Raw genomic sequence first — 22320 nt, 5'->3', positions numbered from 1 at the left:
CGGAGCGGGGGGTGGCGGCTAATGCTGCAGGCGCCGCACGGCCAGGACGCAGTGGGCGCTGCCCGTCAGCACCGACTCGTCGCCCGCGAACGCCTGCAGGGTCGTCGCGTCGACCGGCTGCCCCGGGACGGCCTCGGGCCAGGCGCGCGTGGCGAAGAGGAAGTACGCCTGGCCGCTCTCGTTGGCCGCGGCGACCCACTCGTCGGGGGCGGTGCACTGCGCGTTCATCCCCGGCAGGGTGAGCGCGATCTGGTTGCCCTCCAGCAGGATCTGGACCGGGAACGTGGCCGGGTTGCGGGTGCCGTCCATGACGACGTCGCCGATGGGCAGGCCGATCTCCTCCAACAGCCCACGGGCCGCTGCCTCGCCCGCCTCCCGGCCCTTCGGGCCGTCACCGAGGGTGTAGGCGAGGAGGTACGGGATGTCGTGCGCCTCGGAGGGGTCGCCGATCCAGGCGAGCACCGAAAGGGTGCCGAGCTGGGACCGGTCGATTTCGGCTTGAGTAGAAGTCATGCGCGCACCCTAGTGGTCTGCCCGCCGACCCTTTCCCGGCCTTTCACTCGGGCGGGCTAGACGGCCCAGAATCCCTCTCCGGAATTCGCCTGAACGTTCGCATCCTGGTACTGGAGACGCACAATGCGCGCGTTTTCCGGAATTTCGAACACCACCCATCCATCGGCCCGCTCACCGACCTCGAGGGAATCGAAGACGATCGGTTTGCCGGTGGTCAGTTCGCCGGTGGGCACCACCGGGTGGCGCCGCCCCGAGCTGTCGTGCGCCCACATGCGCCCGAGCGCCCCGTACGAGGCCCCGCCCACGTTGACGAAGGACATCGAGGCGGCCACCCAGCGCTTGCCGGCGGGCGGGGCGAAGTTCTTCTCGACACTGATCGCGGGGTCCACGTAGGCGCCGAGCTCGACCTGCAGGTGCTGCCCGACCTGTGTGCCGTCCACCCGTAGGGGGTCACCCACAGGGGCACCCTTCGCGGCGGTCCGCACGGGGGCGCCCTCCGCGCCCGGCACCCCGTCGTCCGCTGGGACGGCGGGCGCCGCAGCCGGGGCGAGCGCGGCTCCCTCGGGGGCGCTCTGACAGGCCGTGGCACCGAACAGGAGGAGCGGGAGCAGGGCCGTGGCGAGGACGGGGACAAAACCGGGAACGAGGCGGGGAACGAGACCGGGGGCGGCGGACTTGCGCATGCGGGATCCCTTCGGGGATGTATTTCGGCCAGTCTCACGCGCCCGAGCGGGCAATTGCACACACCGACACGAGTGCACGGAGTGCACATGTGCGCCCGCCTGCCAGCACAATGCGTTCCGGCGGAATCCCGCCGCCCACGACAACCGGAGGAACGATGGGTATTCACGGCCCCCGCATGGCCCTGGCAGCACTCTCGGCATTGGCCGCCACGGCGGTATGCACCGCGCCCGCCGAGGCCACTGTCTACGAACAGGGAATTTCCGTACAGCCGTACGGTCATATTTCCGAGGACGGCAGGATCACCCTTTCCGGTAGCTACCACTGCGAGCAGGCGTCATCCCACGGGGCGAAGCTGCAGATCGCGGCGGCCGTCCTCCAGGACGGCACCCGGCTCGGCTTCGGCGGCGGCGAGGCGGACTGCGACGGCGAGGAGCACGCGTGGCAGGCCACCGGCACGCTGAAGTTCACCCCGGGGGTCCACCCGGGCCCGGCACTGGCCGAGGTCCAGCTCAACGAGATCCACTTCTCCGGGCTGATGCCGCGCTCCGTCGACACCGTCGCGGAGGACCGCCAGGAGATCGAGCTGATCGACCACCGCTAGGGGCGTGCCCGGGGGCGTGTGCGGCCCGGGGGCGTGACCGGCCCGGGGGCGTGTCCGGCCCGGGGGGCGTGTCCGGCCCGGGGGGCCGCTACCGGCACTCGGGGGAGACGTCCGTCATCGACATGAAGGCCACCGACTGGCATCCCGGGACCGCATGCGGCCGCCCCGTCGTCCAGTCCACGACGGTCGGCACCCCGGCCGCCACCAGCAGGGCCAGGATGCCCGTCACGGCGGCCTTGCTCAGCCCGCGCACAACACGATCCGTTCCATGGTCCGCATCATCACCCCGCCCCCGGCGCCCCACAACCCGGGGTGACCATCCGGTCACCCCGCGCTTCGGGGGCTGTCGACGTCGAACTCGCACCACACCGCCTTGCCGTCGCCGCGGGACTCCACGCCCCAGTGCGTGGCCAGCGCGTCCACCAGCAGCAGCCCGCGCCCGGTGGTGGCCGCCTCGCCCGGGGTGCGCCGGCGCGGCCACACGCTCGACCGGTCCTTGACCCACAGCCGGATCCGCCGGACCGGTTCCGGCAGCACCTCCATGGTCAGCACCGCCCCGCCGTCGGTGTGCAGCAGGGCGTTGACCAGCAGTTCCCCGGCCGCCAGCTCCACGTCGTCGGCGAGTTGCGGCATGCCCCAGTCGCGCAGGGCCTGGCGCAGGGCGTAGCGGGCCTCCGAGAGGCCTTCCGGGTCGGCCTGGTGGACGTACTGGTGGATGCGCGGCGCCCGGTGGGTGCCCGGGTCGGGGGCCCTGCGCAGCACCAGCAGCGCCACGTCGTCCCCGGAGCCCCAGCGCTCCCAGAGCCGGTCCAAGAGGTGGTCGGCGAGCGCACCGGCACCCTGGGGTCCGGTGCGCACCGCGTGGGCCAGGGCCTCCATGCCCTGGGTGATGGTCGTGCCCGGTTCCTCCACGAGGCCGTCCGTGCACAGCACCAGCGTCTCCCCGGGGACCAGGTCGAGCCGGGTCTCGGGGAACTCCTCCCGCTCGAAGAGCGAGGCCAGCCCGAGCGGCAGGCCGCCGCGCACGTTGGGCCAGCCCGTACGCCCGTCCGTGTGCCGGATCAGGGGGCCGAGGTGGCCCGCGCGGACCGCCCGTACGCCTCCCGTCTCCAGGTCCACCTGCGCATACATGCAGGTGGCGAAGCGCTCGGTGTCCAGTTCGGCGAGGAAGCGCGAGGCCCGGGCCAGCACGGTGGACGGCGAATGGCCCTCCCCCGCGTACGCCCGCAGCGCGATCCGCAGCTGGCCCATGATGGCCGCCGCGTGCGTGTCGTGGCCCTGGACGTCGCCCACGACGACGCCGACGCGGTCACGGGGCAGCGCGATCACGTCGTACCAGTCCCCGCCGACCTCCCGCCCGCTCCAGGCGGCGTGGTAGCGGACCGCGATCTCCCCGCCCGTGATGTCCGGGATCCGGCGCGGAAGCATGGCGGCCTGCAGGCCCGTCGCGAACTCGCGCTCCTGGTCGAAGAGGAGCGCCCGCTGCAGGGACTGGGCCACGATGCCGGCCAGGCCCAGGCACAGGTTGCGCTCCTCCGGGCTGAACTCGCTGCGCCGCCGGTAGAAGAGGACCAGTCCGCCGATGGCCTTGGCCTGCGCGATCAGCGGCAGGTACGCGGCCGCGCTGAACTGGATCCGGTTCAGATAGTCCGCGAGGAGCGGGAACTCGCCGCCGAGCTCGCTGAGCGAGGTGACGAAACGTGCCTGCCGCGTGAGCACCGCGTGCGACAGCGGCAGCGAACCGTCCAGCCGGGTGAACCGGCGCTCGCTGAGGATCTCCAGCGACTCCCCGCTCAGTGCGATGATCTTCATCGTGCCGCCCTCGACCAGCCCGAGGGCCAGTCCGTCGGCACCGAGCCGCTCCAGTGCGCCCGCCCCGGTCAGTGCGGCCGTGACGTCGTCGACCGTCACCGCCCGCGACAGGACGTCCGTGGTCCGCTGCACGATGGTCGTCTGCTGGGCGCGCGCCGCCTCCAGCTTGCGCAGCAGCGTGGCGTGGGCCAGCTCCGCCGTCGCGTCCCGCACGATGCCCACGATGTGCTGCGACCGTCCCCCGCCGTCCCGGAGCACCCGGCCCGAGGTGTGCGTCCACTGGTCGCGCCCGTCGCGCCGGTGCACCATGAAGTACGCGCCGTACGTGTCCTCGCCGCTCTCCAGGACCCCGGTGATGGTTCCGCGCAGCCGGCCGGCATCCTCGGGCGGGATGCGCAGCGCGACACCCTCCGGGGTGCCGTCGAACTCGTCGGGCGCCAGGTCGAAGACCTCCATCGCGGCCTCGTCCAGCAGCACGGTGCCCGTGCCCAGGTCCCACTCGAAGCTGCCCATCCCGTTCAGTGCGAGCCGCTCCCCGGGCGCGGTCACCGGGGACCGCCGGCCCGGCCGGGCTCCGTCGCGCTCCGCCGCTGCCACGTCCCACACCCCCTAACGGCCCGGCCAGTACGGCTGGGAGATCAACCGCTCCCACTCCTCGTCAGGATGCCCCGGCAGGGTGCGCCCGGCCTCCCGCCAGCGCTTGACGACGGAGAGGTAGATCGTGGGCTGGTCGGCGGGGGACGCCGTCGCGTACGGGCCCGTGTACGGGGCGTGTTCGTACCCGGCGGTCCTGGTCGTGGGGGACGTCGTGGGGGACTGTTCCGCACGGCTGGCGGGAATGCGTACCCAGCCGCGGCCGCCCTGTGCTCGCTCCGCGCTCATCACGGACCCCTTCTCACCGCGGATCTCACCGCAGACACGTCTTCGGATGCCCCGGGGCCTCCCCCTGACAGCATCCGGGGGAAGCAGCCCGGTCGAGCCGGGCAGTGCCGGGGGAGCCCGACAGCGGCCCCCGGGCACCGAGGCGCTTGCGGACTCCTTTCACCAGTCTCCCCGCCGTGAACCCCGCACCGTGCACGAATCGCATGGAAGGTCCGAATGAGGGAGCCGCCAGCAGCCCCGCGAAGAACAGTCCGGGCCACGAGGACTCGAACCCGGGGCTCAGCTCCGGCGACCCGCCGTCCCCCACCGTCGCCAGCGCGGCCCGCAGCCCCGCGTCGAGCAGCTCCAGCCGGGCCAGGTCCGGGGCGAAGCCGGTGGCGGCGATGACGTGCGCGACGTCCAGCACCACCGACTCGCCCGCCCGGTTGGTCAGCCCGAGGCGGGTCCGCTCGCCCGCCGCGGCCGCCCGGTGCAGCCGGTGCCCGAGCAGGACGGGGACGCGCCGCTCGAAACGGTCCCGCAGCCACCAGGCGCCGGCCGGTCCCAGTGCGGTCGCCGCGATCCGCTCGCGGGTGTGCGCGGGCAGCCGGCGCACCGCCCACGGCAGCTCCGACCACGCCCAGGTGCGCCAGCCCGTGCCGAGGCCGCTGTGGGGATGGCGCAGTGAGTGCAGCGGGGGCCGGCCCAGGGGCTGCGGGACGGTGTTCCAGTTCAGCCGGGAGCGCCGGGCCACCAGGCACGGCCGGGCGCCCTGTTCCGCCAGCAGGGCGGCGGTCTCCAGGGCCGCCTGCCCGGCCCCCAGCACGGCGACCTCGTGCCCGGAGAAGCGGCTCAGGTCCCGGTGGCCGGTGCTGTGCGAGGAGTGGCCGGGCGGCAGGTCCCGCAGTGCCTCCGGCCGGCGGACGAACGGCATCACGCCGACCGCGAGGGCGACCGTACGGGCGGTCAGGGGCGGCCCTTCGGCGGTGCGGATGCGGAAGCCGTCGCCCTGCGGGGTCACTTCCGTGACGGTCACCTCCTCCACTGCGGGTGCGGCCTGGCGGGCGAACCACATCCCGTACCCGCTGAACGTGCCGATCGGCAGCGGAGTGCCGTGTTCCGCGACCAGGCCGCGGGCGGCGCAGTACTCGGCCAGGGTGTGCCGACCGTCGGGCGCGGACAGGTTGGAGGACCAGGGCTCCGACTTCAGGTACATGCCGTGGGGCATGTGGTCGCGCCACGAGGCCATGGGCCGCCCCAACAGCCGTACGCCGAGCCCAGCGGCCGCGGCGTGGGCGGCGATGGACAGCCCGTACGGGCCCGCGCCGATCACCACCAGGTCGTCGGTCCGCGTCACGGCCCCTCCTCCAGATCGATGGTCACCGGCCCGGCCCGGTCCGCCGCGCCGGTCGTGGTCAACGGGTCACCAGCTCGTCCGGCTCGGCCGAGGCCTCCGGCGGGACGGGCCGGGAGGCCGGCCCCGCGGAGGCGGCGGGCGGCGGGTCCAGGCCTCGCTGCCGGGGCGCGCAGGCGACCGCGCGCGCCGTGCGGCGCCCCTGTGCCGGGACCCCGCGCAGGGCCTTTACGCCCTTCCCCGCGCCGCGCCCCAGAAAGGCGCCGAGCATCGCCAGGAACGGCAGCAGGTCGTCGGCGGCGAACCATGCCATCTCGACCCGCCCCCGCTCGGCGGCCCGTTGCGTGACCCCACCCATGACCCGATCCGGGGCTCCTCCCCGGTCCGCGACCGGTCCGGCCCGCCCGATCGGTCCGGCGGCTCCGGCGGCTCCGGCGGGAGCGACGGGAGCGGCCGGCTGTCCCGGCCCGGCCGCCCCGGACCGGTCCGTGAGGCCCTGCGCCGCGCGGCGCCGCGGCAGCGACGCGCCGCGGACCGCCGCGAGCAGCGCGTAGTTCTCGGCGACGAACACCCGGCCCGGCCCGCCTACGGGCGGCGGTACCCGTTGACCCGTCAGATCCAGGTACATCGCCTGGACGACGTCCAGCCCGGAGGCGTCCGCGAACAGCCGGAACTGCGCCCCCGGGCGGGGGTTGAAGTCCACCAGCCGGAAGCAGCCGCGCTCGTCCCTGCGGAAGTCCAGGTCCAGGATCCCCTGGTAGCCGAGCCGTTCGGCGAGCCGCAGACCCGCCTCCTCCACCGTCGGGTCCGGCAGCCAGCGACCCACCGCCGTCAGCCCCGTCCGCACCGGCCAGGACAGCTCCTTGCGGCCCGATCCCACGAGCAGCGGAAGCCCGCCCCGCGTGAAGGCGCCGTGGAAGAACCAGTCGGTGTCCGGCCCGGCGGGCAGGAACCGCTGGAGCAGCAGCCGGCTCCCGGCCTCCGCCGAGCGCTCGTGCAGCCGGCGCGCCTCGGCCGCGGTGTGCACCAAGGTGGTGCTGCGCAGCCCATCCGCCCCGGAGGGCAGCAGCCAGGGCCGGCTCCACTTGGCGACCAGTGGCAGGCCGAGCCGCCAGGCCGCATCCGCCGCCTCGGCCCCGCTCGCCGGGATCACCGTCTCCGGGTGCGGGACGTCCCACCGCGAACAGAGCCCCGACAGCTCCGCCTTGTCGGCCACGCGGGCGGGCAGGTTGTCGGGCTGATGGGGAATCCGGAAACGCTCGCGGAGCATCGGCGCGACGCGGGACACCGCGATGGCGCTCAGGTCGTCCATGGCGACGAGCACGGCCGGGCGGCCGATCCGCTCCGACACACCGGTCAGGCACTCCAGCAACGCCTCGGGCACCTCGGGGTCCAGCCCGCCGGCCGGTCCGGGGTGCACGGCACGCAGATAGCGCGAACGCCCCATGGGACCTCCCCCGGCCTCGACGACGGCATGGACCTCCACGCCCTTGCGGCCAAGCGATCTGACGGCGCCGAGCGTTCCGTGGTGGAACGGATTGCGGTCGAGTCTGAGCACAACGGCGGGCACCTGGTTGGCGAACGCGTGCATGGCATCCGTGTCTTTCACCTAGTCGGACCAAGCGGGGGTGATGTGCGCCTGCTAATGGCCTATACAGAGCCCACCGGACAGGCCATTCGTCAGATTTGATGCCTAACGTCTTTGGAAAGCACACCGGTTCAGGAAAGCTCGGGAGACGCCATGCCCACACCACGCCGCCGACTGGTGACCACCTGCATCGGTACGGTCACGGCCGGACTGCTGGCCACCGGAGCCGCACTCGCGACGCCCGAGGAGGACCGGACCCAGGGCTCCGACATCGCCATGGGCGCCTACCTCGACTACGGCCCGCCCGGGGTGGCGCGGATCCCGTACCTGTCGCGCTGGCTGGGCGGCAAGGAGATCCGGGTCGGCCACACCTACCTGCCGGGTGACTCGTGGGAGGGCATCGAGGGCAGGGTCTCCTTCCTTGAGGACTGGGCCGCGTGGCGCCAGGCGGCGGACGACCGGATGTTCGTCCTCAACGTGCCCATGCAGGAACGGAACGAAGGCCGCGTGTCCGACCGCCAGGTGGCCCGGCTGATCAGGGCGGGGGCGCAGGGCCGCTTCGACCGGCACTTCGAGCGGCTCGCCGAGCGGCTGGTGTCGCTGGGCGTCCCGGACACGGTGATCGTGCTCGGCTGGGAGATGAACGGCGTCACCTACACGCACCGCTGCGCGCCGGACCCGGAGAACTGGAAGGCGTACTGGAGGCGCGTCGTCACCGCGATGCGCGGGGTTCCCGGCCAGAAGTTCAAGTTCGACTTCGCCCCGAACCGCGGTACGGACGCGATCGGCTGGACGCACTGCTACCCCGGCGACGACGTGGTCGACATCATCGGAATGGACTCGTACGACCAAGGCCCCGGCCGGACCTTCGACGACCAGATCACCCAGCCGTACGGGCTCCAGCGGCACGTCGACTTCGCGAAGGCACACGGCAAGGAGATCTCGTACCCGGAGTGGGGGCTGTTCCGGCGCGGGGACAACCCGGAGTACGTGCGGCGCATGCTGAAGTGGATCGAGCAGCACAAGCCGCTCTACCACACCATCACCGACTACTGCCCCCACGGCGTGTGGCAGTGCAAGCAGAACCCGGCGTCCTCGAAGGCGTTCCGCGCCGCCCTGCGGCCCGAGCAGCCCGGGCCGGTGACCCCGACCCCGGTCGTCCCCACGCCGGTGGTCCCCACGCCGGTGGTCCCGACCCCGGTCGTGCCCACACCGGTGGTGCCCACGCCGGTGGTGCCCACGCCCGCGATCCCGACCCCGCAGGTCCCGACCCCGCAGGTCCCGACCCCGCAGGTCCCGACGCCCGCGATCCCCGAGCCCTCGCCCGTGGACCCGAGCCCGGAGGTCCCGGCGCCGGTCACCCCCAGCCCGCTCGTCCCGACGCCCGCGGTCCCCGTGCCCTCGCCGGCGGTCCCGACACCCGACGTCACCGTCCCCTCGCCGTCGCCCGTCGTACCGTCGCCCGCGGTGCCCTCGCCCGTGGTGCCGTCGCCCGCCACCCCGAGCCCGCTCCCGCCGACGCCCCTGCCGGAGCCGGAGCCGGAGGAGCCGCCCGTCAACGGCACGCAGTGGTGCGTGCCGATCAACTTCGGCGACTGGCTCTCCGAGCTGGTCGGCAGGCAGTCGGTCTGCATCGAGCTCGACTGGGGCAGGGACTCGTACTTCTGGCCCTTCTAGGCGGGTCATCGCACGCGCAGTTCGTTGAGCCGCGCCCGCCAGTCCCTGGCGGCCGGCAGCGCCTCCCGCAACGCGTCCACCGCCCGCTCGCGCCCCGTCACCTGCGACTCGTGCAGCCGCATCAGGGGCACGAGCGCGGTGGTGGCCAGCAGGAACCGCTGGTTGACGACGGTCTCGGGCCGCCAGTGGTTCTTGTACGGCTCGTTGCCGCGCAGGAAGCTCACCACCGGCCGGCCCTCGGCGAGCGCCCGCCCGGCCTCGTAGCGCAGCAGCAGCGTCGCCACGTCCACCTTGCGCGTCCGCAGGTCCGGGTCGGCCCCGTACAGGTAGCCGCCGCTGAGTCCGGCCGACAGCAGCGTGACGTTGGCCGCCACCACCTTCCCGTCCAGCCGGAACTCCGTCAGCCGGCCCTCCCCCGCCCGCACCATCCGCCGGGTGGCCCGGGTCAGGTGCTCGGCGAAGCGGGGCCTCAGGTGCTCGGGGGTGACCCCGCGGCCGCGCCACTGCTTCTCGTGCAGCCGCAGCAGCGTCCGTACGGCACGAGGCACTTCCTGCTCGGTGACCTCGTACTCCTCGATCCCGGCGGCGTCGGTCTTGCGCAGCTTGGCCCGCACCCGCTGGGCTCCGGAGGCCGGCATCCGCTTGACCAGCTCGTCGAACGGCAGCGTGGGCAGCTCCATGCAGGTGGAGTCGGTGAGCTTGCTGCCGACGCCGGGCCACTGCCGGTACAGCTCCTCGGCGGTGGCCCCGGGACGTACCTCCCGCAGGTCGACGACCGCACCGCGGGCGGCCCGGTGCAGCCCGCGGGCGAGCGCCGGCACGACCTGGTCGGCGTGCTCCGCGGCCACGAGTACGTCGAAGTAGTCGGTGATGGGGCCGCCGAGCGGAACCAGCAGCGGCATCGGCCGGTGGACGAGCATCAGCGCCGCCACGCCGACCAGCTCCTCGCCGCGCCGCACGAGGACGATCCGGAGCCGGCCGTCCTTCCCGTACGACAGCCACCAGGAGTGCAGCCAGGCGTGGCTCTGGAAGGGGGTGGCGGTGGGACAGCTGCGGAAGAGCCGGTTCCACGGCTCCTCCAGCGCGGCGAACTGCCGGGGGTCGCGGCACAGCGTCACCGACAGGGCCCCGGCGGAGCCCGCGCTCATCGCACGGACTCCTTCTCCTTGGCCGAGGCCGGCTCACCCTGGGCCGGGAGCGAGGCGTACTCCTCGACCGGGGGCTCGACGGTGGACTCCGCCGCGGATTCCACCGTGGAAGCGGCCGAGGACGCGACCGGCCGCTCCCCGGGTCGCCGCGCCCGGCCCGGCCGGGCGAGCAGCCACAGGCCGCCCAGCAGCCCGCCGGCGCACGTGCCCACGGCTGCGCTGATGGCGGCGGACGGGGAGGCGGGATCGGAGGGGGCCACGGCCTGGCTGAAGAGGAGCAGCTGGACACCGGTGTTCTTGGCGGCCTGATTGCTGCTCAGCGACAGGGCGTCGGCGACCGCGTTGGCGATGTCGGCGGCCTCGGCCGGACTCTTCGACGTACCCGTGATGGCGATCATCGGGGACTCGGGGGAGGTCTCGGCGCGTACCTGGGTCCGCAGCTGCCGGGCGTTGATGCCCGCGCGGGGCTGGGCATAGGCGAGGGTGGAGTTGCTGGTGGCGATCCGAGCGTACGCCTGCGCGAAGCCGAGGGCGGTGGCCGGCTCGGTGGTGTCGTCGGGCACGGCGACGATGTAGCTGGTGGCGGCGTACTCGGGGGCCTTGAGCACGCCGTACGCCCCGCCCGCTGCCAGCCCCAGCAGGGCGCAGGCGGGCAGGGGCCACCACACGGGAGGCCGCGTGAGCCGCCGCCGCGACCTCCTCCCGGAACGGTGGTCGGGCTTCTTCGCGGAGTTCTTCGCGGACTTCTTCTCCCCGGCGGTCTCGGTGTCGGTGTCGGTGTCGGTGTCGGTGTCGGCCATGGTCGTACTCGCTTCCTGAGTGAAGTGCGGGTTCCTTCGAGCGGGGGGATACGGATCAGCGGGCGCCGGCGCCACCCGGCGCGGCGCCCCGCTCTGTCAGTCCGGCCGACGCCTGAGGCGCAGGGGCCCGATCTTTCAGCCTCGCCGGCGTTTGAGGCGCGGGGTCCGGGGCGGAGCCCCGCTCCTTCAGCCCCGCCGGCGATTGAGGCGCGGGGACGGGGGCGGAGCCCCTGCGGGCCGGCGGGTCGGAGCCCCGGACCACCCCGGCAGAGCCCGGCGCAGCCGAAAGTGCGAGGTCGTACACGTCCAGCAGCCGGCGCGCGCTGTGGGCGATGTCGTAGCGGCGGACCACGGGCGGCGGCGGCAGCCGCCGTACGCCCGCCTCCATGTGGCCGCGCAGCGCCGCGACCAGTTCCTCCGTGCCGGTGCCGATGCGGCGGGCCCCGGGAGCCTGGGCGGCGGGCAGGTCGTCGATGGCCGGGCAGGTCACGTGCAGGACGGGGAGTCCGGCGGCCAGGGCCTCGACGACCGCGAGCCCGAACGCCTCCTCCCGCGACGGGGAGACGAAGACGTCCATGGCGGCCAGCAGCGCCGGGATCCCGGGCGTGCGGCCGTCCGCGCTGTCGCCCAGCGGGTCCCGCTCCCCCAGCAGGTGGATCCGGCTCTGCGCGCCGAGTTCGGCGGCCAGCCGGCGCAGCCTCGCCCGCTCCGGCCCGTCCCCGGCCAGCAGCAGGTGCGCCCCCGGCAGCGCGGCCACGGCCCGCACCAGGACGTCGAAGCGCTTGCCCGGGACCAGCCGCCCGACCCCGCCGACCACGAACGCCCGCTCGGGCAGCCCGGTCCGGGCCCGGGTGGCCCGCCGCACACCCTCCTCGAAGCGGAAGCGGACGGCCTCGATCCCGTTCGGTACGACGTGCACCCGCGCGGCCGGCACCCCCCACCCCTCCAGCCGGGCTGCCACCGTGTCCGACACGGCCACCGTCGCCGCGCCCAGGCGTTCGCTGGCCAGGTACAGCGCCCGCACCCCGCCCGACAGCGGCCGGCCCTCGATCTCGCCGTCACCGAGAGAGTGTTCGGTGGCCACGGTCGTCCCGGTGCCCGCGAGCCGGGCCGCGATGCGCCCGTACACGCAGGCGCGGTACAGGTGCGTGTGCACGAGGTCGTACTGGCCGCGCCGGATGAACTTCACCAGCCGCGGCAGCGCCCCGAGGTCCCGGTTGCTCCGCATCCCCAGGTGCACGACCCGGATCCCGTCGGCGCGCAGGCCCTCGGCGACCGGCCCGGGGTTGGTCAGCGTCAGCACGTCGCACGGCATCGGCATGTGCCTCAGCAGCAGCCGCAGTTGCTGTTCGGCGCCGCCGACCCCGAGCCCCGTGATGATGTGCAGTGCCCTGACCGCCTCGATCGGCTTCACCGGTACACCGCCCGCCGCAGCTGCTGCGCCTGGTGGCGCATCTGCTTGATCCTCAGCCGGGCGCCGCCGTCCGCCTGGCTGACGTGCGTACGGGGCAGGGCGTGCGGGCCCGCGAGCCGTCCGGGGTCGATGGCGCAGGCGTAGCCGTACCCGGCGGCCCGCGTGGCGTCGACGACCCGGGCGTCGAGGTGCCCGTACGGGTAGCAGAACCCCTCGGGCAGGACCCCGGTCAGCTCGCGCAACAGGTCGCGGCTGCCCCGCAGCTCCTGATGGAGCACCTCGTCGGTGGCCGCGGTGAGGTCCTGGTGGAGCAGCCCGTGCGAGCCGACCTCCTGCCCGGCCTCGGCGACTTCGCGGATGCCCTCGGCGGTGAGCAGGGACTTGCGCGGACCGAGCGGGTCCCACACGTTGTCCACGCCGAGCCGCCCGGGCAGGACGAACAGGGTGGCGGTGAAGTCGTGGCGGCGCAGCAGCGGAAGCGCGTGGGTGAGGAAGTCGGTGTAGCCGTCGTCGAAGGTCAGCCCGACCAGACCGGCGCCACGCCCGGCCGCGCGGGCCCGGAGCAGTTCGCCGACCGACACCCCGCGCAGGCCGCGGGAGCGCAGCCACAGCAGCTGGGCGTCCAGGGCGAGCGGGGTGACGGTGATCCCGTACGGGTCCTCGGCGGGATCGGTGAACTCGGCGACCGAGTGGTACATCAGGACCCACGGCGAAGCGGTCCGGCGGGTGGGTGCCACCACGGCGGCGGGGGCCGTGTCGGTGTCAGCGGACATTGCGGAACCTCTGCGTGAACTGGGAGATCTGACCGGGCAGGGCGGTGACTTCGAGGGCGCGTATGGCCATGCCGGTGGCTCCGAACATGGCCGGGACCAGCAGGCAGCCGAGGGCGGCGCTGAGCATCGGGTCGGGGATCATGGGCCCGGCGATCCAGCCGGTGGCGCAGGCCGCGACGGCGGCCACGGCGAGCCGTCCGATGCTGACGGCGACCCGGCGGACCTGGATGGCGATGATCCGCGAGCCGAGGCCGGTGAGCAGCAGGGCGGCGGTGGTGGAGATGCCGGCGGCGTTGGCGGCGGCGATCCCGTAGGTGCCCCACCAGCCGACGGCGAGGGCTCCGGCCACGACGTTGACGAGCAGTCCGGCACCCATCGCGAACGCCGGGAACCAGATGGGCCGGGCGGTCGAGAAGAAGGGCCGGGACAGTGCCCCGACGAGGCAGTGGCCGAGGAGTCCGAGTCCGTAGACCCGCATGACGGAGGCGGTGGCGAGGGTGTCCTCGTGGGTGAAGGCGCCGCGTTCGAAGAGGACCTGGATAATCTGGGGCGCATAGCCGATGACGAGAGCGGTGCCCATCAGGACGGCGAGCGAGGCCAGCGCGAGGTCTCGCTCCACCCGCCGCCGGGCCTTGTCCCGCTCCCCGCCGGCCATGGCCTGGGCGACGACGGGGAAGGTGACGGTGCAGATCATCAGGGACAGCACCATCGGCATCTGCGCGACCTTCTGCGCGTAGTTGAGGTGGGAGATCGCCCCGGACGGGAGCGAAGCGGCGAGGAACCTCTCGACGAGCACCTGCGACTGCCGGAAGACGGCGAAGAAGATCACGGGGGCGATGACCCCGAAGGCGATGAGAGTGGGCCGGTCGCGGTCGCGCTGGCTGCGCGGGGCGGCCCTCTTCGCGCGGGGCAGGCCGAAACCCACGTTGCGGATGAAGGCGGGCAGTTGGACGAGGACCATCAGCAGTCCGCCGACGGCGACGCCCGCGGCGGCGGCCCGTACGCCCCACAGGGCGTGCAGGGCCACCATGGTGCCGATGATGCCGACGTTGTACGACACGTAGATCGCGGCGGGCGGTACGAAGGATCTGTGCGCCCGCAGCGCCGCGCTGAAGTAGCCGGCGATTCCGAAGGAGACCACCGTCAGCGCCGTGAGCCGGGTGCACTCGACGGCCAGTCGGGGGTCCGGCAGGCCGGGCGCGAGCACGGCGACCACGGCCGGAGCGGCCAGGACGAGCACGGAGGCGACGGCGGCCAGGATCACTGCGAGCCGCGGCAGGGTCGCCCCCACCAGCAGCCGTACGGGGTCCTGCGCCCGGGCCTCCTTACGCGTGAGGCCGGCCCTGCTGGCCGCCCGGCGGGCCAGTGCGTGGCTGAAGGCGGGCACCATCAGCAGGGCCATGGCGTCCTCGATGAGCAGCGTCGAGGCCATCTCGGGCACGGTCCAGGCGATCAGGAAGGCGTCGCTGTCGTGCCCGGCGCCGAAGAGGTGCGCGATGGTCTGGTCGCGGACCAGCCCGAACACCGCCCCGGCGGCGGTCAGCCCGGCGGTGACCGCGGCGGCCTTGGCCAGGAACCTCCCCAGCGGGGGGTTCCCGCCGGGGGTGGCGGGCTCGGAGAGCTCGGAGGGGCCGTCGTTCCGGCTCCCGCCGGGGGTGGCGGGTGCGGACGACTCGGCGGCGCGCCGGACCCGGCCGGGCCGGCCGCCGGCCGCGTGGCGCCCGCCGGGGGTCACGGGTACGGAAGGCTCACCCGCGCGCCGGAGCCGGCCGACCGCGGGCGCCGCCTGGGCTTCGGGCGCTTCGGCGGAGCCGCGCGCGGCTCGCGCCGCCACCTGCACACTGCCCCTCCCGGAGGCTCCGCCGGGATACCCGGCGGAGCCGAAGACGGCCGTGCGCGCACCCGCTTCACCACCCGGCATACCACCGGCCACGAAACCCGGATCGGACGGGACCGGCAAGCCGGGAACCCCGCCCGCCTCCGGACCTCCACCACGCCCGGCCACGGGCACACTCCGCCGATACCCACCCGAGCCGAACACCGCCTCCCGCACACCCGCTTCACTCTCCGGCCCGCCGCCGGCACACCCGGCCACCGGCACACTGCGCCGGTACCCACCGGAGCCGAACACCGCCTCCGGCGCACCCGCTTCACCGCCCGGCACACCACCGGCCACGAAGCTCGGATCGGACGGGACCGGTACGCCCCGGGTTGCGGAGGCCGCTGCCGAACGGGGCGCCGCAGGGCCGTTGCGTCCCGGCAGGTTCCCGGCGACGAACCCGCGGTCCGCGGGGGCCGCAGGACCCGCCGCGCCCGGAGCTCCGGTCGGATCCTGGCCGGTGTGGCGGCCGGCCACGGGCCCGTTCCGCGCGGAGCCGGCCCGGCCGGGGTCCGTCCACGACGGGCCGGGGTCCGCGGCACCCGGGACACGGGTGTGGCCCGCCCCGGCCGGGGAGCCGGAGGCGGGCCTCCAAGGCGTGGTGTCCGTCACGGGCGAGCCGCAACCCCGGGGGCCCTACCCCGTGAACCCGCGCCGGAGACGGCCCCGCATTCCACGGCCGCCTCACGCAGTGGACCCGCGTCCCCCCGGGAGGGAAGCGCCCACCAGGCCGCCAGGCCGATGATCACGCCGGTGAGCACCGTGGAGGGCCCGCCGATGTCCGCGTAGAGGAAGTCGGTCAGCTGCCATACGAGCAGCCCGATCGCGATCAGGCCGCAGTCCCGCATCCGCCCGGGAGAGCCGAGCCGCCGAAGCCCGGCGACCAGCAGCGCCGCCCAGCCGCCCGCCAGCGCGGTCAGCCCGATCAGGCCCTGCTCGCTCAGGATCAGCAGGTACATGTTGTGCGGGGAGAGCAGCGGCTGGCGAAGGTACGCCTGGCCCGCGCCCGCGGTGTCGCTGCCGGAGGAGAGCCCCAGGGAGGCGTGCCCGTCACGGTGGGCCGGGAAGCCCTTCAGCCCCACCCCCACGGCGGGCCGCTCGCGCCACATCGACTCGGCGGCGGCCCACATCGTGTAGCGGTCGGTCACCGACTGGTCGGGCGCAGTGGAGACCTGGGTGATGGAGGTCAGCCGCTCCGCGACCATCTCGGAGCCGACTCCGAGCCCGCCCACCAGGACCACTGCGGCGGCGGCCAGCGCGGCGAGCACGGTAAGAGCCCGCCGGATCCCGGCCAGCCCCATCACCAGCACCGCCGCGCCGAAGGTGGCGATCCATGCGCCCCGGCTGAACGACAACACCAGCGGCAGCACCAGCACGAGGGCGCAGCCCGCGGCGATCCGCCGCATCCGCTGCGGCAGCCCCGGGGCCAGTGCGGCGGCGGTCGCCACGACCAGCCCGTACGCCACGACCGTGGCCATGCCCATGACGTCGCCGGGGCCGAAGGTGCCCACGGCCCGGATCTCCTCGCCCTGGTAGGAGGCCCCGGTGTGGGTGGCGAACTGGACGACCCCCACCGCGCCCTGCACCAGCGCCAGGACCACGAAGCACCCTGCGGCGAGCCGGAACTCCGCGGCGTCGCGGACCAGCAGCACGACCGCGGCCGGGACCAGTACGAAGACCTGGAGGTAGCGCACGAAGCCCGGCAGGGCCGCGTACGGGTCACCGGCGGTCATCGTCGCGACCGCGAGGCCGACGGCGGGCGTCCCGAGCACGAGCACGCCGAGCGGGGTCAGCGCCCGGACCCGCCCGCGCAGCGCCTGCACCGCGCAGACGAACACCAGCAGCAGCGAGGCGGCGTCGGCCGGGCCGACCTTCCCGGAGGCGGTCGCGTCCCCCGCCGGGAGCGGGGCGAGGAGGAACAGCACGGTCGCGGCGAGCGGCAGCAGCGGCCAGTGCCTGCGCAACAGGCCCTGGACGACGGTGCCGTGGGCGTTCCGGCCCCAGTGGCCGGAGACGGCGAGGCTCATCAGCTGCCCCCCAGCCGGAAGCGGAAGAAGGAGGCCGCGGTGCGGGCGAGGATCCACAGGTCCTGCCACAGCGACCAGGTGTCGATGTAGTGGTTGTCGAAGCGGGCCCGGTCCTCGATGGAGGTGTCCCCGCGCAGGCCGTTGATCTGGGCGAGGCCGGTGATGCCGACGGGCATCCGGTGGCGGGCCTCGTAACCGGGGTGGACGGTGGAGAACTTGGCGACGAAGAAGGGCCGTTCGGGGCGCGGGCCGACCAGGCTCATGTCACCCCGTACGACGTTCCACAGCTGCGGCAGCTCGTCCAGCGAGGACTTGCGCAGGAAGGAGCCCACGGGACTCATCCCGCGGTCGCCCGCGACCGTCCAGCGGGTGGCGGCCTCGTGCTCGTCGGCGCGCAGGGTGCGGAACTTCAGCAAGGTGAAGGAGCGCCCGTACAGGCCGACCCGCTCCTGCCGGAAGATGACCCCCGGCCCGTCCCAGAGCCGTACGGCCAGCGCACACAGGCCCATCACGGGCGCGGCGGCGATCAGTGCGACCAGGGCGAGCAGGGAGTCGATGCCCCGCTTGGCCCAGCGCTCCACCGGCCGGGCCGGGCGGGGCAGCAGCGGCTGGACGGCGTACCCCCACAGCTGGTCGGCCGGGTGCGCCATCCGCATTCCGGTGATCTTGGCGGTCCCGGCCGGGTCGGCGAGCCACAGCCGGCAGCCGTGGTCGTGGAAGAGCCGGACCAGGGAGGCCGTGCGCTCGTCGGCCTCCGGCGGGCGGGTGAACACCGCATGCGTGACGGAGTTCTGGATGACCGCGCGCCGGATGTCCTCGTGGGTGGCGAGGAACGGCAGGGCGCCGGTGTCCCCGTCGGCGGACGCCGCGGTGTCCGCGAGGCCTACCGGCCGCAGCCCGAACTCGGGGCGGCCGTGCAGGGCGGCGGCCACCGCGCTCGCCCCGGCGCCGGGGCCGACGACGAGGGCGGAGGCCGGCCGGCGCGCGGCCGCGCGCCGCTGGAGCTGGTTGACGAGACCCCGGCCCGCGCACGCCAGGACGACCTGGAGGCAGACGGCGGCGAGCAGCACGCTCCAGCCCAGCGCCCGGGCCGGCTCGACGGCGGCCACCACGGCGGCCGCCCCGCACCACAGGACGGCGGACCGACCGGCCATCGCGGGCAGTTCGAGGAGCGCGGAGGGTGCGAGCCGCGGCCGGTACAGCCCGGCCTGCGCGTGCAGCGCGGCGAGCAGTCCCGCGACCGGCACGGCCGCGAGGGCCGGCAGCCCCGCTCCGGGCAGTGTCGTCACGGTGACCGCGACGGCCAGCGTGTCGGCGGTGAGCATCGGGAGCACCCGGCCGCGGCGGCGGACCCGCCGCGGGCGCAGGGCGGACCGGGCCTGATCCGTCCTCGGCCCGCGCGGGGGGTGGATGGCGGTCACGGAACGGCGGGCTGCCGCGTGGGGCGCAGGCGCGAAGGCGCTGCCGCCGGCGGGGCCCGTGCCACCTTGCCCGGTGTGCCGGGCGGGTGCGCTGTCCATCGTCATCGGCTGATGCGCTCCTGGTTCAAGGGCCGGGGCCTGCCCAGCAGTTCGTGGTACAGACCGGTGACCGCGTCCGTGGTCCGCCGCACGTCGAAGTCGGTCCGGGCGTGCTCCCGGGCCTGCTCCCCGAGCTCGGCGAGGAGCCGCGGCTCGGCGAGCAGCCGTCCCAGGGCCTTGGCCAGGGCCGTCGGGTCCTCCGGCGGCACGAGGCACAGACGTCCCTGGCCGGGCGGCAGGCTCTCCCGGGCACCGCTGACGTCGGAGACCAGGACCGGCCGGCCACAGGCCATGGCTTCGAGCGGGGCGAGCGCCATGCCTTCCCACCGCGACGGCAGTACAACGAGATCGGCGGCCCGAAGCCACGGTCGGATGTCGGCGGCGGCGCCCGCGAAGAGCACTCCGGGCGGGGCCGTGCGGCGCAGCCGTTCGGTGTCGGGGCCGTCGCCTACGAGGGCGAGGCGCGCTCGGGGGACGGTGCCCAGCAGCTCCGGCCAGGCCCGCAGCAGGATGTCCTGCCCCTTCTGGAGGCAGATGCGGCCGACGCAGACGGCGAGGGGCCCGTCGGCCGGGAAGGCGGCGGGCAGCGGCAGCTCGGCGCGCGCCCGGGCCTTGTCCTGTCCGGGGTCCGGTCCTGCGGGGCGGAAGTGGTCCAGGTCCACCCCGTTGCGGATCACCGACCAGCGGGCGGTGATCCCCTCGGTCTCCCCCGCGCGGCGTTCGGCCTCGCTGACACAGAGCACCCGGTCGGCCCACCGGGCCCCGTACCGCTCCCAGCGCAGGGCGAGCGCGGCGGTGACTCCGCCGACCGCGTCGAAGGACCAGGCGTGGGGCTGGAAGACGGTGGGCAGGGATCCGCGCGCGGCGAGCCGCCCGGCCAGCCCGGCCTTGGCGCTGTGGGCGTGCAGCAGGTCGGGGCGGACGCGGCGCAGCAGCCGCCGGGCGCCGACGACCTCGGCGGCCAGACCGGGCCCGGGGGACCGCCCGGCCCGCCAGGTGAGCACTTCGGCCCCGGCCGACCGGGCGGTGTCGCCGAGCGTGCCGCCCGGCGGGCAGCCGACGACGGTGCGCAGGCCTTCGGCGGTCTGTGCGCGGACGAGGTCGGTGACGACCCGGGCCACGCCGCCGTCGACGGGCTGGACGAGATGGAGGACGGTCGCGGGCTTTGCTGCCCGAGGCTGTGTGGGCACGTGGAGTTGGTCTCCTGCGTTCAGCGGCGCGCGTCTGTCTGAACGAAGAGCACACCGAGGAAATGACCCTGACTTTCGCCCGCGAACCTGAAGTTCAGGCTGCGGGCGCCTCCGGACAGCGCGGGACTGAGGTCGAACACGTCCGCGTCATATCCGAGATTATTCACATGTTCGGGCTGTCGCACGAACGACTGGCCGCCGAATTCCGTGATCGTGGAATTCATAACATCATTAAAAGGATTTTCTGCATCACTGAGGCTGACCCGGCGCCCACTGTCGGCCGTCACGGTGAGTGAGTCTCCGAGGGTGCCCCGGTCTCCGTCGTACGCGACCACCCCGACCCGGCCCGCGGACCCGGCCGGCGCGTCCAGGCCGGTCATCCGGACCGTCCCGTCGCCCGCGCGGGCGGCGAGACCCTCGAAGCCGTCCCACAGGGAGACCCGGCGCTTCGGCTCCTGCGGGTGCTCGTAGGCGACGACCAGCGTCCAGCCGCCCCAGGCCCCCACATCGGAGTGGCCCATGGCGATGTTGAGCTGGGCGACCGTCCACATCCCGGCGCCACCCTTGCGGACCAGCGGGGTCACATCGGCGGACGCCTGGTAGGCGTCGCTTCCCGCGTCCGTGCGGTGGCCCATGACCGTGTCGGCGAGGACCTCCTTGTAGGCGCCGCGCGGCTCGGCCACCAGCACCCGGCTGTTGTCCTCCGGGGGCTTCTGCTCGCCCACCCGCAGGTTCCCGCCCCAGTACAGGCGGGCGTACGAGACCTTCGCGCCCTTCGGCACCTTGAGTTCGGCCCGGGTGGAGTTGTAGGTGTCGGGGTCCTTGTCGACCTCGCTGTAGAACATCTCGAAGTCGCTGTTGACCCCGGCCGCTCCCCGTTGGACCTGGCCGCACGGCTCGGCCTGCGGGGCCTGCTCCCTGCGGCAGCTGATACCGGAGTTGGAGGCGCGCACGAGCCCGCCGTGCTGCACAGCCTGGTAACGCTGCGTGAACGGAACCCGTGGCAACTCCTTGGGCGCGGGCTCTGCGGCCCTTGCCGTGGGCGCGGTCACCGAAAGTGTGAGGCAGGACAGCAGACCGAGCGTGCCGAGGATTCTGCGGGAGGAACCCATGACCCTGTCTCCAATTTCGATCAACGGAACAAAACAGGAGTGAACTTTGTCAGAAATCGGGCTTGAAATCACGCCGGACTCGCTCATACGGCCTTTTGGGCGATGGCACGCACCCCCTCGCAACGGGCGGGTCGTTATGAGGTGCACCATTGTTCGACCGAAAGGAAATGCGGCGATGTTCACCGGCGAGTCCCCGGGCATCCCGGGCGGCGACCTGATCCAGGTCCCCGCCGACGCCCCGGTGAGCGCCCGAGTGTCAACCCCACAGGACGAAACGACTGCATCCGGGTGAAGTCACGCAACCCGAACCGGGGCAGGGCCGTTGATCCGGGTGCTCCAGTACCGGGCAATCCTGCAAAAAAGGGACGACAATGATCAAGAAGATGATGGCCTCGGCCGCGGTTGCCGCCTCGGTCGTGGGCATCGGCGCCGCCATGGCGCCGCAGGCGATGGCCATCGGGAACGACAACGGCATCAACACCGCCAACGGCAACAACTCCGCGCAGATCTACGGCAACCAGGCCACCTACGGCAACATGAGCCCGCAGATGGCGCTGATCCAGGGCTCGTTCAACAAGCCCTGCATCGCCCTCCCCGCGAAGGCCAACGTGCAGTCCGTGCTGGCCCTGGTCAACGTCGGCGTCCAGGACATCCCGGTCCTGTCCAGCCCGCAGAACCAGCAGTGCACCGAGAACTCCACCCAGGCCAAGGGCGACGAGGCTCTCTCGCACATCCTCAGCAACATCCCGGTCCTCTCCGGCAACGTCTCCAACGGCAGCTGACCCGAGGTCCCGCCGGCGAGGCCGTCGCACCTTCGGGTCGCGGCGGCCTCGCCGCATGTGGGGCCCGGAATCCGCACGGCGATATTCGGGATCGTGAGCGTGAAGCCGCATCCTCCCCGAATTCGAACCAGACGTTGGAGTGAATTGCCGGAAGGTCGCCGAAGATACGCGGTTTCCTTTTCTCGGCCCAGTCGTTGTTAATTCTGCAGTGGATACGCCTCTGCGGGAAGGATCGAAATCAAAATGACGTACAAGAAGGCAGTGGTGCTGGCCGCCGGCGCTCTGATGGCAGCCGGTGCAGCCTCCCCCGCCATGGCCGACGCGGACGCCGTGGGCAAGGCCGAGGGTTCCCCCGGCGTCCTGTCCGGCAACCTGCTCCAGGTCCCGGTTCACATCCCGGTCAACCTCTGCGGCAACACCGTGAACGTCATCGGTGCACTGAACCCCGCGTTCGGCAACGTCTGCATCAACCACTGACGCAGTGCTTGCGCCCACCAGGGCAGACCTCCTCGGGGTGGGGGGGGGGGGGGCGCCGGGGGGGCGCGCGGCCCCCCACGGGTAAAGCACCCCCGCAGCGCGCCGGGA

The 22320-nt window shown here is 73.8% G+C and carries 20 protein-coding genes; 4 read left to right on the top strand and 16 right to left on the bottom strand.

The genetic code is table 11. From position 1 onward, the window contains the following. Positions 1-18: 18 nt before the first annotated feature. Both ACWGIF_RS17990 and ACWGIF_RS17985 read right to left on the bottom strand, forming a co-directional pair. A complete protein-coding gene (locus tag ACWGIF_RS17990) occupies positions 19-513 on the bottom strand; it encodes a DUF5949 family protein (RefSeq protein ID WP_453498127.1) in 495 nt (164 codons plus the stop codon). A gap of 56 nt (positions 514-569) precedes the next feature. Next, a complete protein-coding gene (locus tag ACWGIF_RS17985; protein WP_453498124.1) occupies positions 570-1196 on the bottom strand; it encodes a DUF4352 domain-containing protein in 627 nt (208 codons plus the stop codon). Positions 1197-1351: 155 nt separating this feature from the next. On the opposite strand from ACWGIF_RS17985, the gene ACWGIF_RS17980 reads away from it, so the two are divergent. Continuing rightward, a complete protein-coding gene (locus ACWGIF_RS17980) occupies positions 1352-1798 on the top strand; it encodes a DUF6299 family protein (protein WP_453498121.1) in 447 nt (148 codons plus the stop codon). 88 nt (positions 1799-1886) lie between these two features. Here the strand turns inward: ACWGIF_RS17980 and ACWGIF_RS17975 are convergent, their stop codons facing one another. The 5 genes from ACWGIF_RS17975 to ACWGIF_RS17955 all read right to left on the bottom strand — a co-directional run bounded on the left by ACWGIF_RS17975 (position 1887) and on the right by ACWGIF_RS17955 (position 7416). Beyond that, positions 1887-2051 carry a hypothetical protein gene (locus ACWGIF_RS17975; RefSeq protein ID WP_453498118.1) on the bottom strand — a complete coding sequence of 55 codons (165 nt, stop codon included), beginning with the start codon at positions 2049-2051 and terminating at the stop codon, positions 1887-1889. Between the two features lie 71 nt (positions 2052-2122). Then, positions 2123-4207 (bottom strand): SpoIIE family protein phosphatase, encoded by a 2085-nt coding sequence (locus ACWGIF_RS17970; protein WP_453498115.1) that lies wholly within the window; start codon positions 4205-4207, stop codon positions 2123-2125. A 12-nt stretch (positions 4208-4219) separates the two neighbouring features. Beyond that, complete coding sequence (locus ACWGIF_RS17965) at positions 4220-4492, bottom strand: hypothetical protein (RefSeq protein WP_453498112.1); 273 nt, start codon at positions 4490-4492, stop codon at positions 4220-4222. A 25-nt stretch (positions 4493-4517) separates the two neighbouring features. Beyond that, positions 4518-5828, bottom strand: coding sequence for an NAD(P)-binding domain-containing protein (locus tag ACWGIF_RS17960; protein ID WP_453498109.1), 1311 nt, complete (start codon positions 5826-5828; stop codon positions 4518-4520). A 58-nt stretch (positions 5829-5886) separates the two neighbouring features. After that, positions 5887-7416 (bottom strand): carboxylate--amine ligase, encoded by a 1530-nt coding sequence (locus tag ACWGIF_RS17955; RefSeq protein WP_453498241.1) that lies wholly within the window; start codon positions 7414-7416, stop codon positions 5887-5889. 150 nt (positions 7417-7566) lie between these two features. On the opposite strand from ACWGIF_RS17955, the gene ACWGIF_RS17950 reads away from it, so the two are divergent. Continuing rightward, positions 7567-9090, top strand: coding sequence for a glycosyl hydrolase (locus tag ACWGIF_RS17950; protein ID WP_453498106.1), 1524 nt, complete (start codon positions 7567-7569; stop codon positions 9088-9090). Between the two features lie 5 nt (positions 9091-9095). On the opposite strand, the gene ACWGIF_RS17945 is transcribed toward ACWGIF_RS17950, so the two are convergent. From ACWGIF_RS17945 to ACWGIF_RS17905, 9 genes are all read right to left on the bottom strand, one after another. Beyond that, positions 9096-10238 carry a GNAT family N-acetyltransferase gene (locus tag ACWGIF_RS17945; protein ID WP_453498103.1) on the bottom strand — a complete coding sequence of 381 codons (1143 nt, stop codon included), beginning with the start codon at positions 10236-10238 and terminating at the stop codon, positions 9096-9098. Further along, on the bottom strand, positions 10235-11038 hold the full coding sequence (locus ACWGIF_RS17940; protein WP_453498100.1) for a lipopolysaccharide biosynthesis protein: 804 nt from the start codon (positions 11036-11038) through the stop codon (positions 10235-10237). The genes ACWGIF_RS17945 and ACWGIF_RS17940 overlap by 4 nt, the downstream gene beginning before the upstream one ends. Before the next feature lie 55 nt (positions 11039-11093). Then, complete coding sequence (locus ACWGIF_RS17935) at positions 11094-12443, bottom strand: glycosyltransferase (protein WP_453498238.1); 1350 nt, start codon at positions 12441-12443, stop codon at positions 11094-11096. Positions 12444-12448: 5 nt separating this feature from the next. After that, positions 12449-13225, bottom strand: a complete 777-nt coding sequence (locus ACWGIF_RS17930; RefSeq protein WP_453498098.1) for a polysaccharide deacetylase family protein — start codon at positions 13223-13225, stop codon at positions 12449-12451. Beyond that, positions 13215-15059, bottom strand: coding sequence for a murein biosynthesis integral membrane protein MurJ (gene murJ, locus ACWGIF_RS17925; protein WP_453498095.1), 1845 nt, complete (start codon positions 15057-15059; stop codon positions 13215-13217). The genes ACWGIF_RS17930 and murJ overlap by 11 nt, the downstream gene beginning before the upstream one ends. Before the next feature lie 653 nt (positions 15060-15712). Next, positions 15713-17068, bottom strand: a complete 1356-nt coding sequence (locus tag ACWGIF_RS17920) for an O-antigen ligase family protein (RefSeq protein WP_453498235.1) — start codon at positions 17066-17068, stop codon at positions 15713-15715. 62 nt (positions 17069-17130) lie between these two features. Continuing rightward, positions 17131-18657 carry an exopolysaccharide biosynthesis polyprenyl glycosylphosphotransferase gene (locus tag ACWGIF_RS17915; protein WP_453498092.1) on the bottom strand — a complete coding sequence of 509 codons (1527 nt, stop codon included), beginning with the start codon at positions 18655-18657 and terminating at the stop codon, positions 17131-17133. Beyond that, a complete protein-coding gene (locus ACWGIF_RS17910; protein ID WP_453498089.1) occupies positions 18654-19841 on the bottom strand; it encodes a glycosyltransferase in 1188 nt (395 codons plus the stop codon). The genes ACWGIF_RS17915 and ACWGIF_RS17910 overlap by 4 nt, the downstream gene beginning before the upstream one ends. Before the next feature lie 20 nt (positions 19842-19861). After that, positions 19862-20953 carry a DUF3344 domain-containing protein gene (locus ACWGIF_RS17905; RefSeq protein WP_453498086.1) on the bottom strand — a complete coding sequence of 364 codons (1092 nt, stop codon included), beginning with the start codon at positions 20951-20953 and terminating at the stop codon, positions 19862-19864. 371 nt (positions 20954-21324) lie between these two features. Between ACWGIF_RS17905 and ACWGIF_RS17900 the strand changes: the two genes are divergently transcribed. Both ACWGIF_RS17900 and ACWGIF_RS17895 read left to right on the top strand, forming a co-directional pair. Beyond that, positions 21325-21735 (top strand): rodlin, encoded by a 411-nt coding sequence (locus tag ACWGIF_RS17900; protein WP_453498083.1) that lies wholly within the window; start codon positions 21325-21327, stop codon positions 21733-21735. Between the two features lie 243 nt (positions 21736-21978). After that, positions 21979-22212 (top strand): chaplin, encoded by a 234-nt coding sequence (locus ACWGIF_RS17895; protein ID WP_453498080.1) that lies wholly within the window; start codon positions 21979-21981, stop codon positions 22210-22212. The last annotated feature ends 108 nt before the right edge of the window (positions 22213-22320 follow it).

The sequence above is a fragment of the Streptomyces sp. NPDC054849 genome, assembly GCF_053610945.1.
Note: the sequence above shows the minus strand (reverse complement) of the source record. Positions and strands in the feature narration are given on the sequence as shown.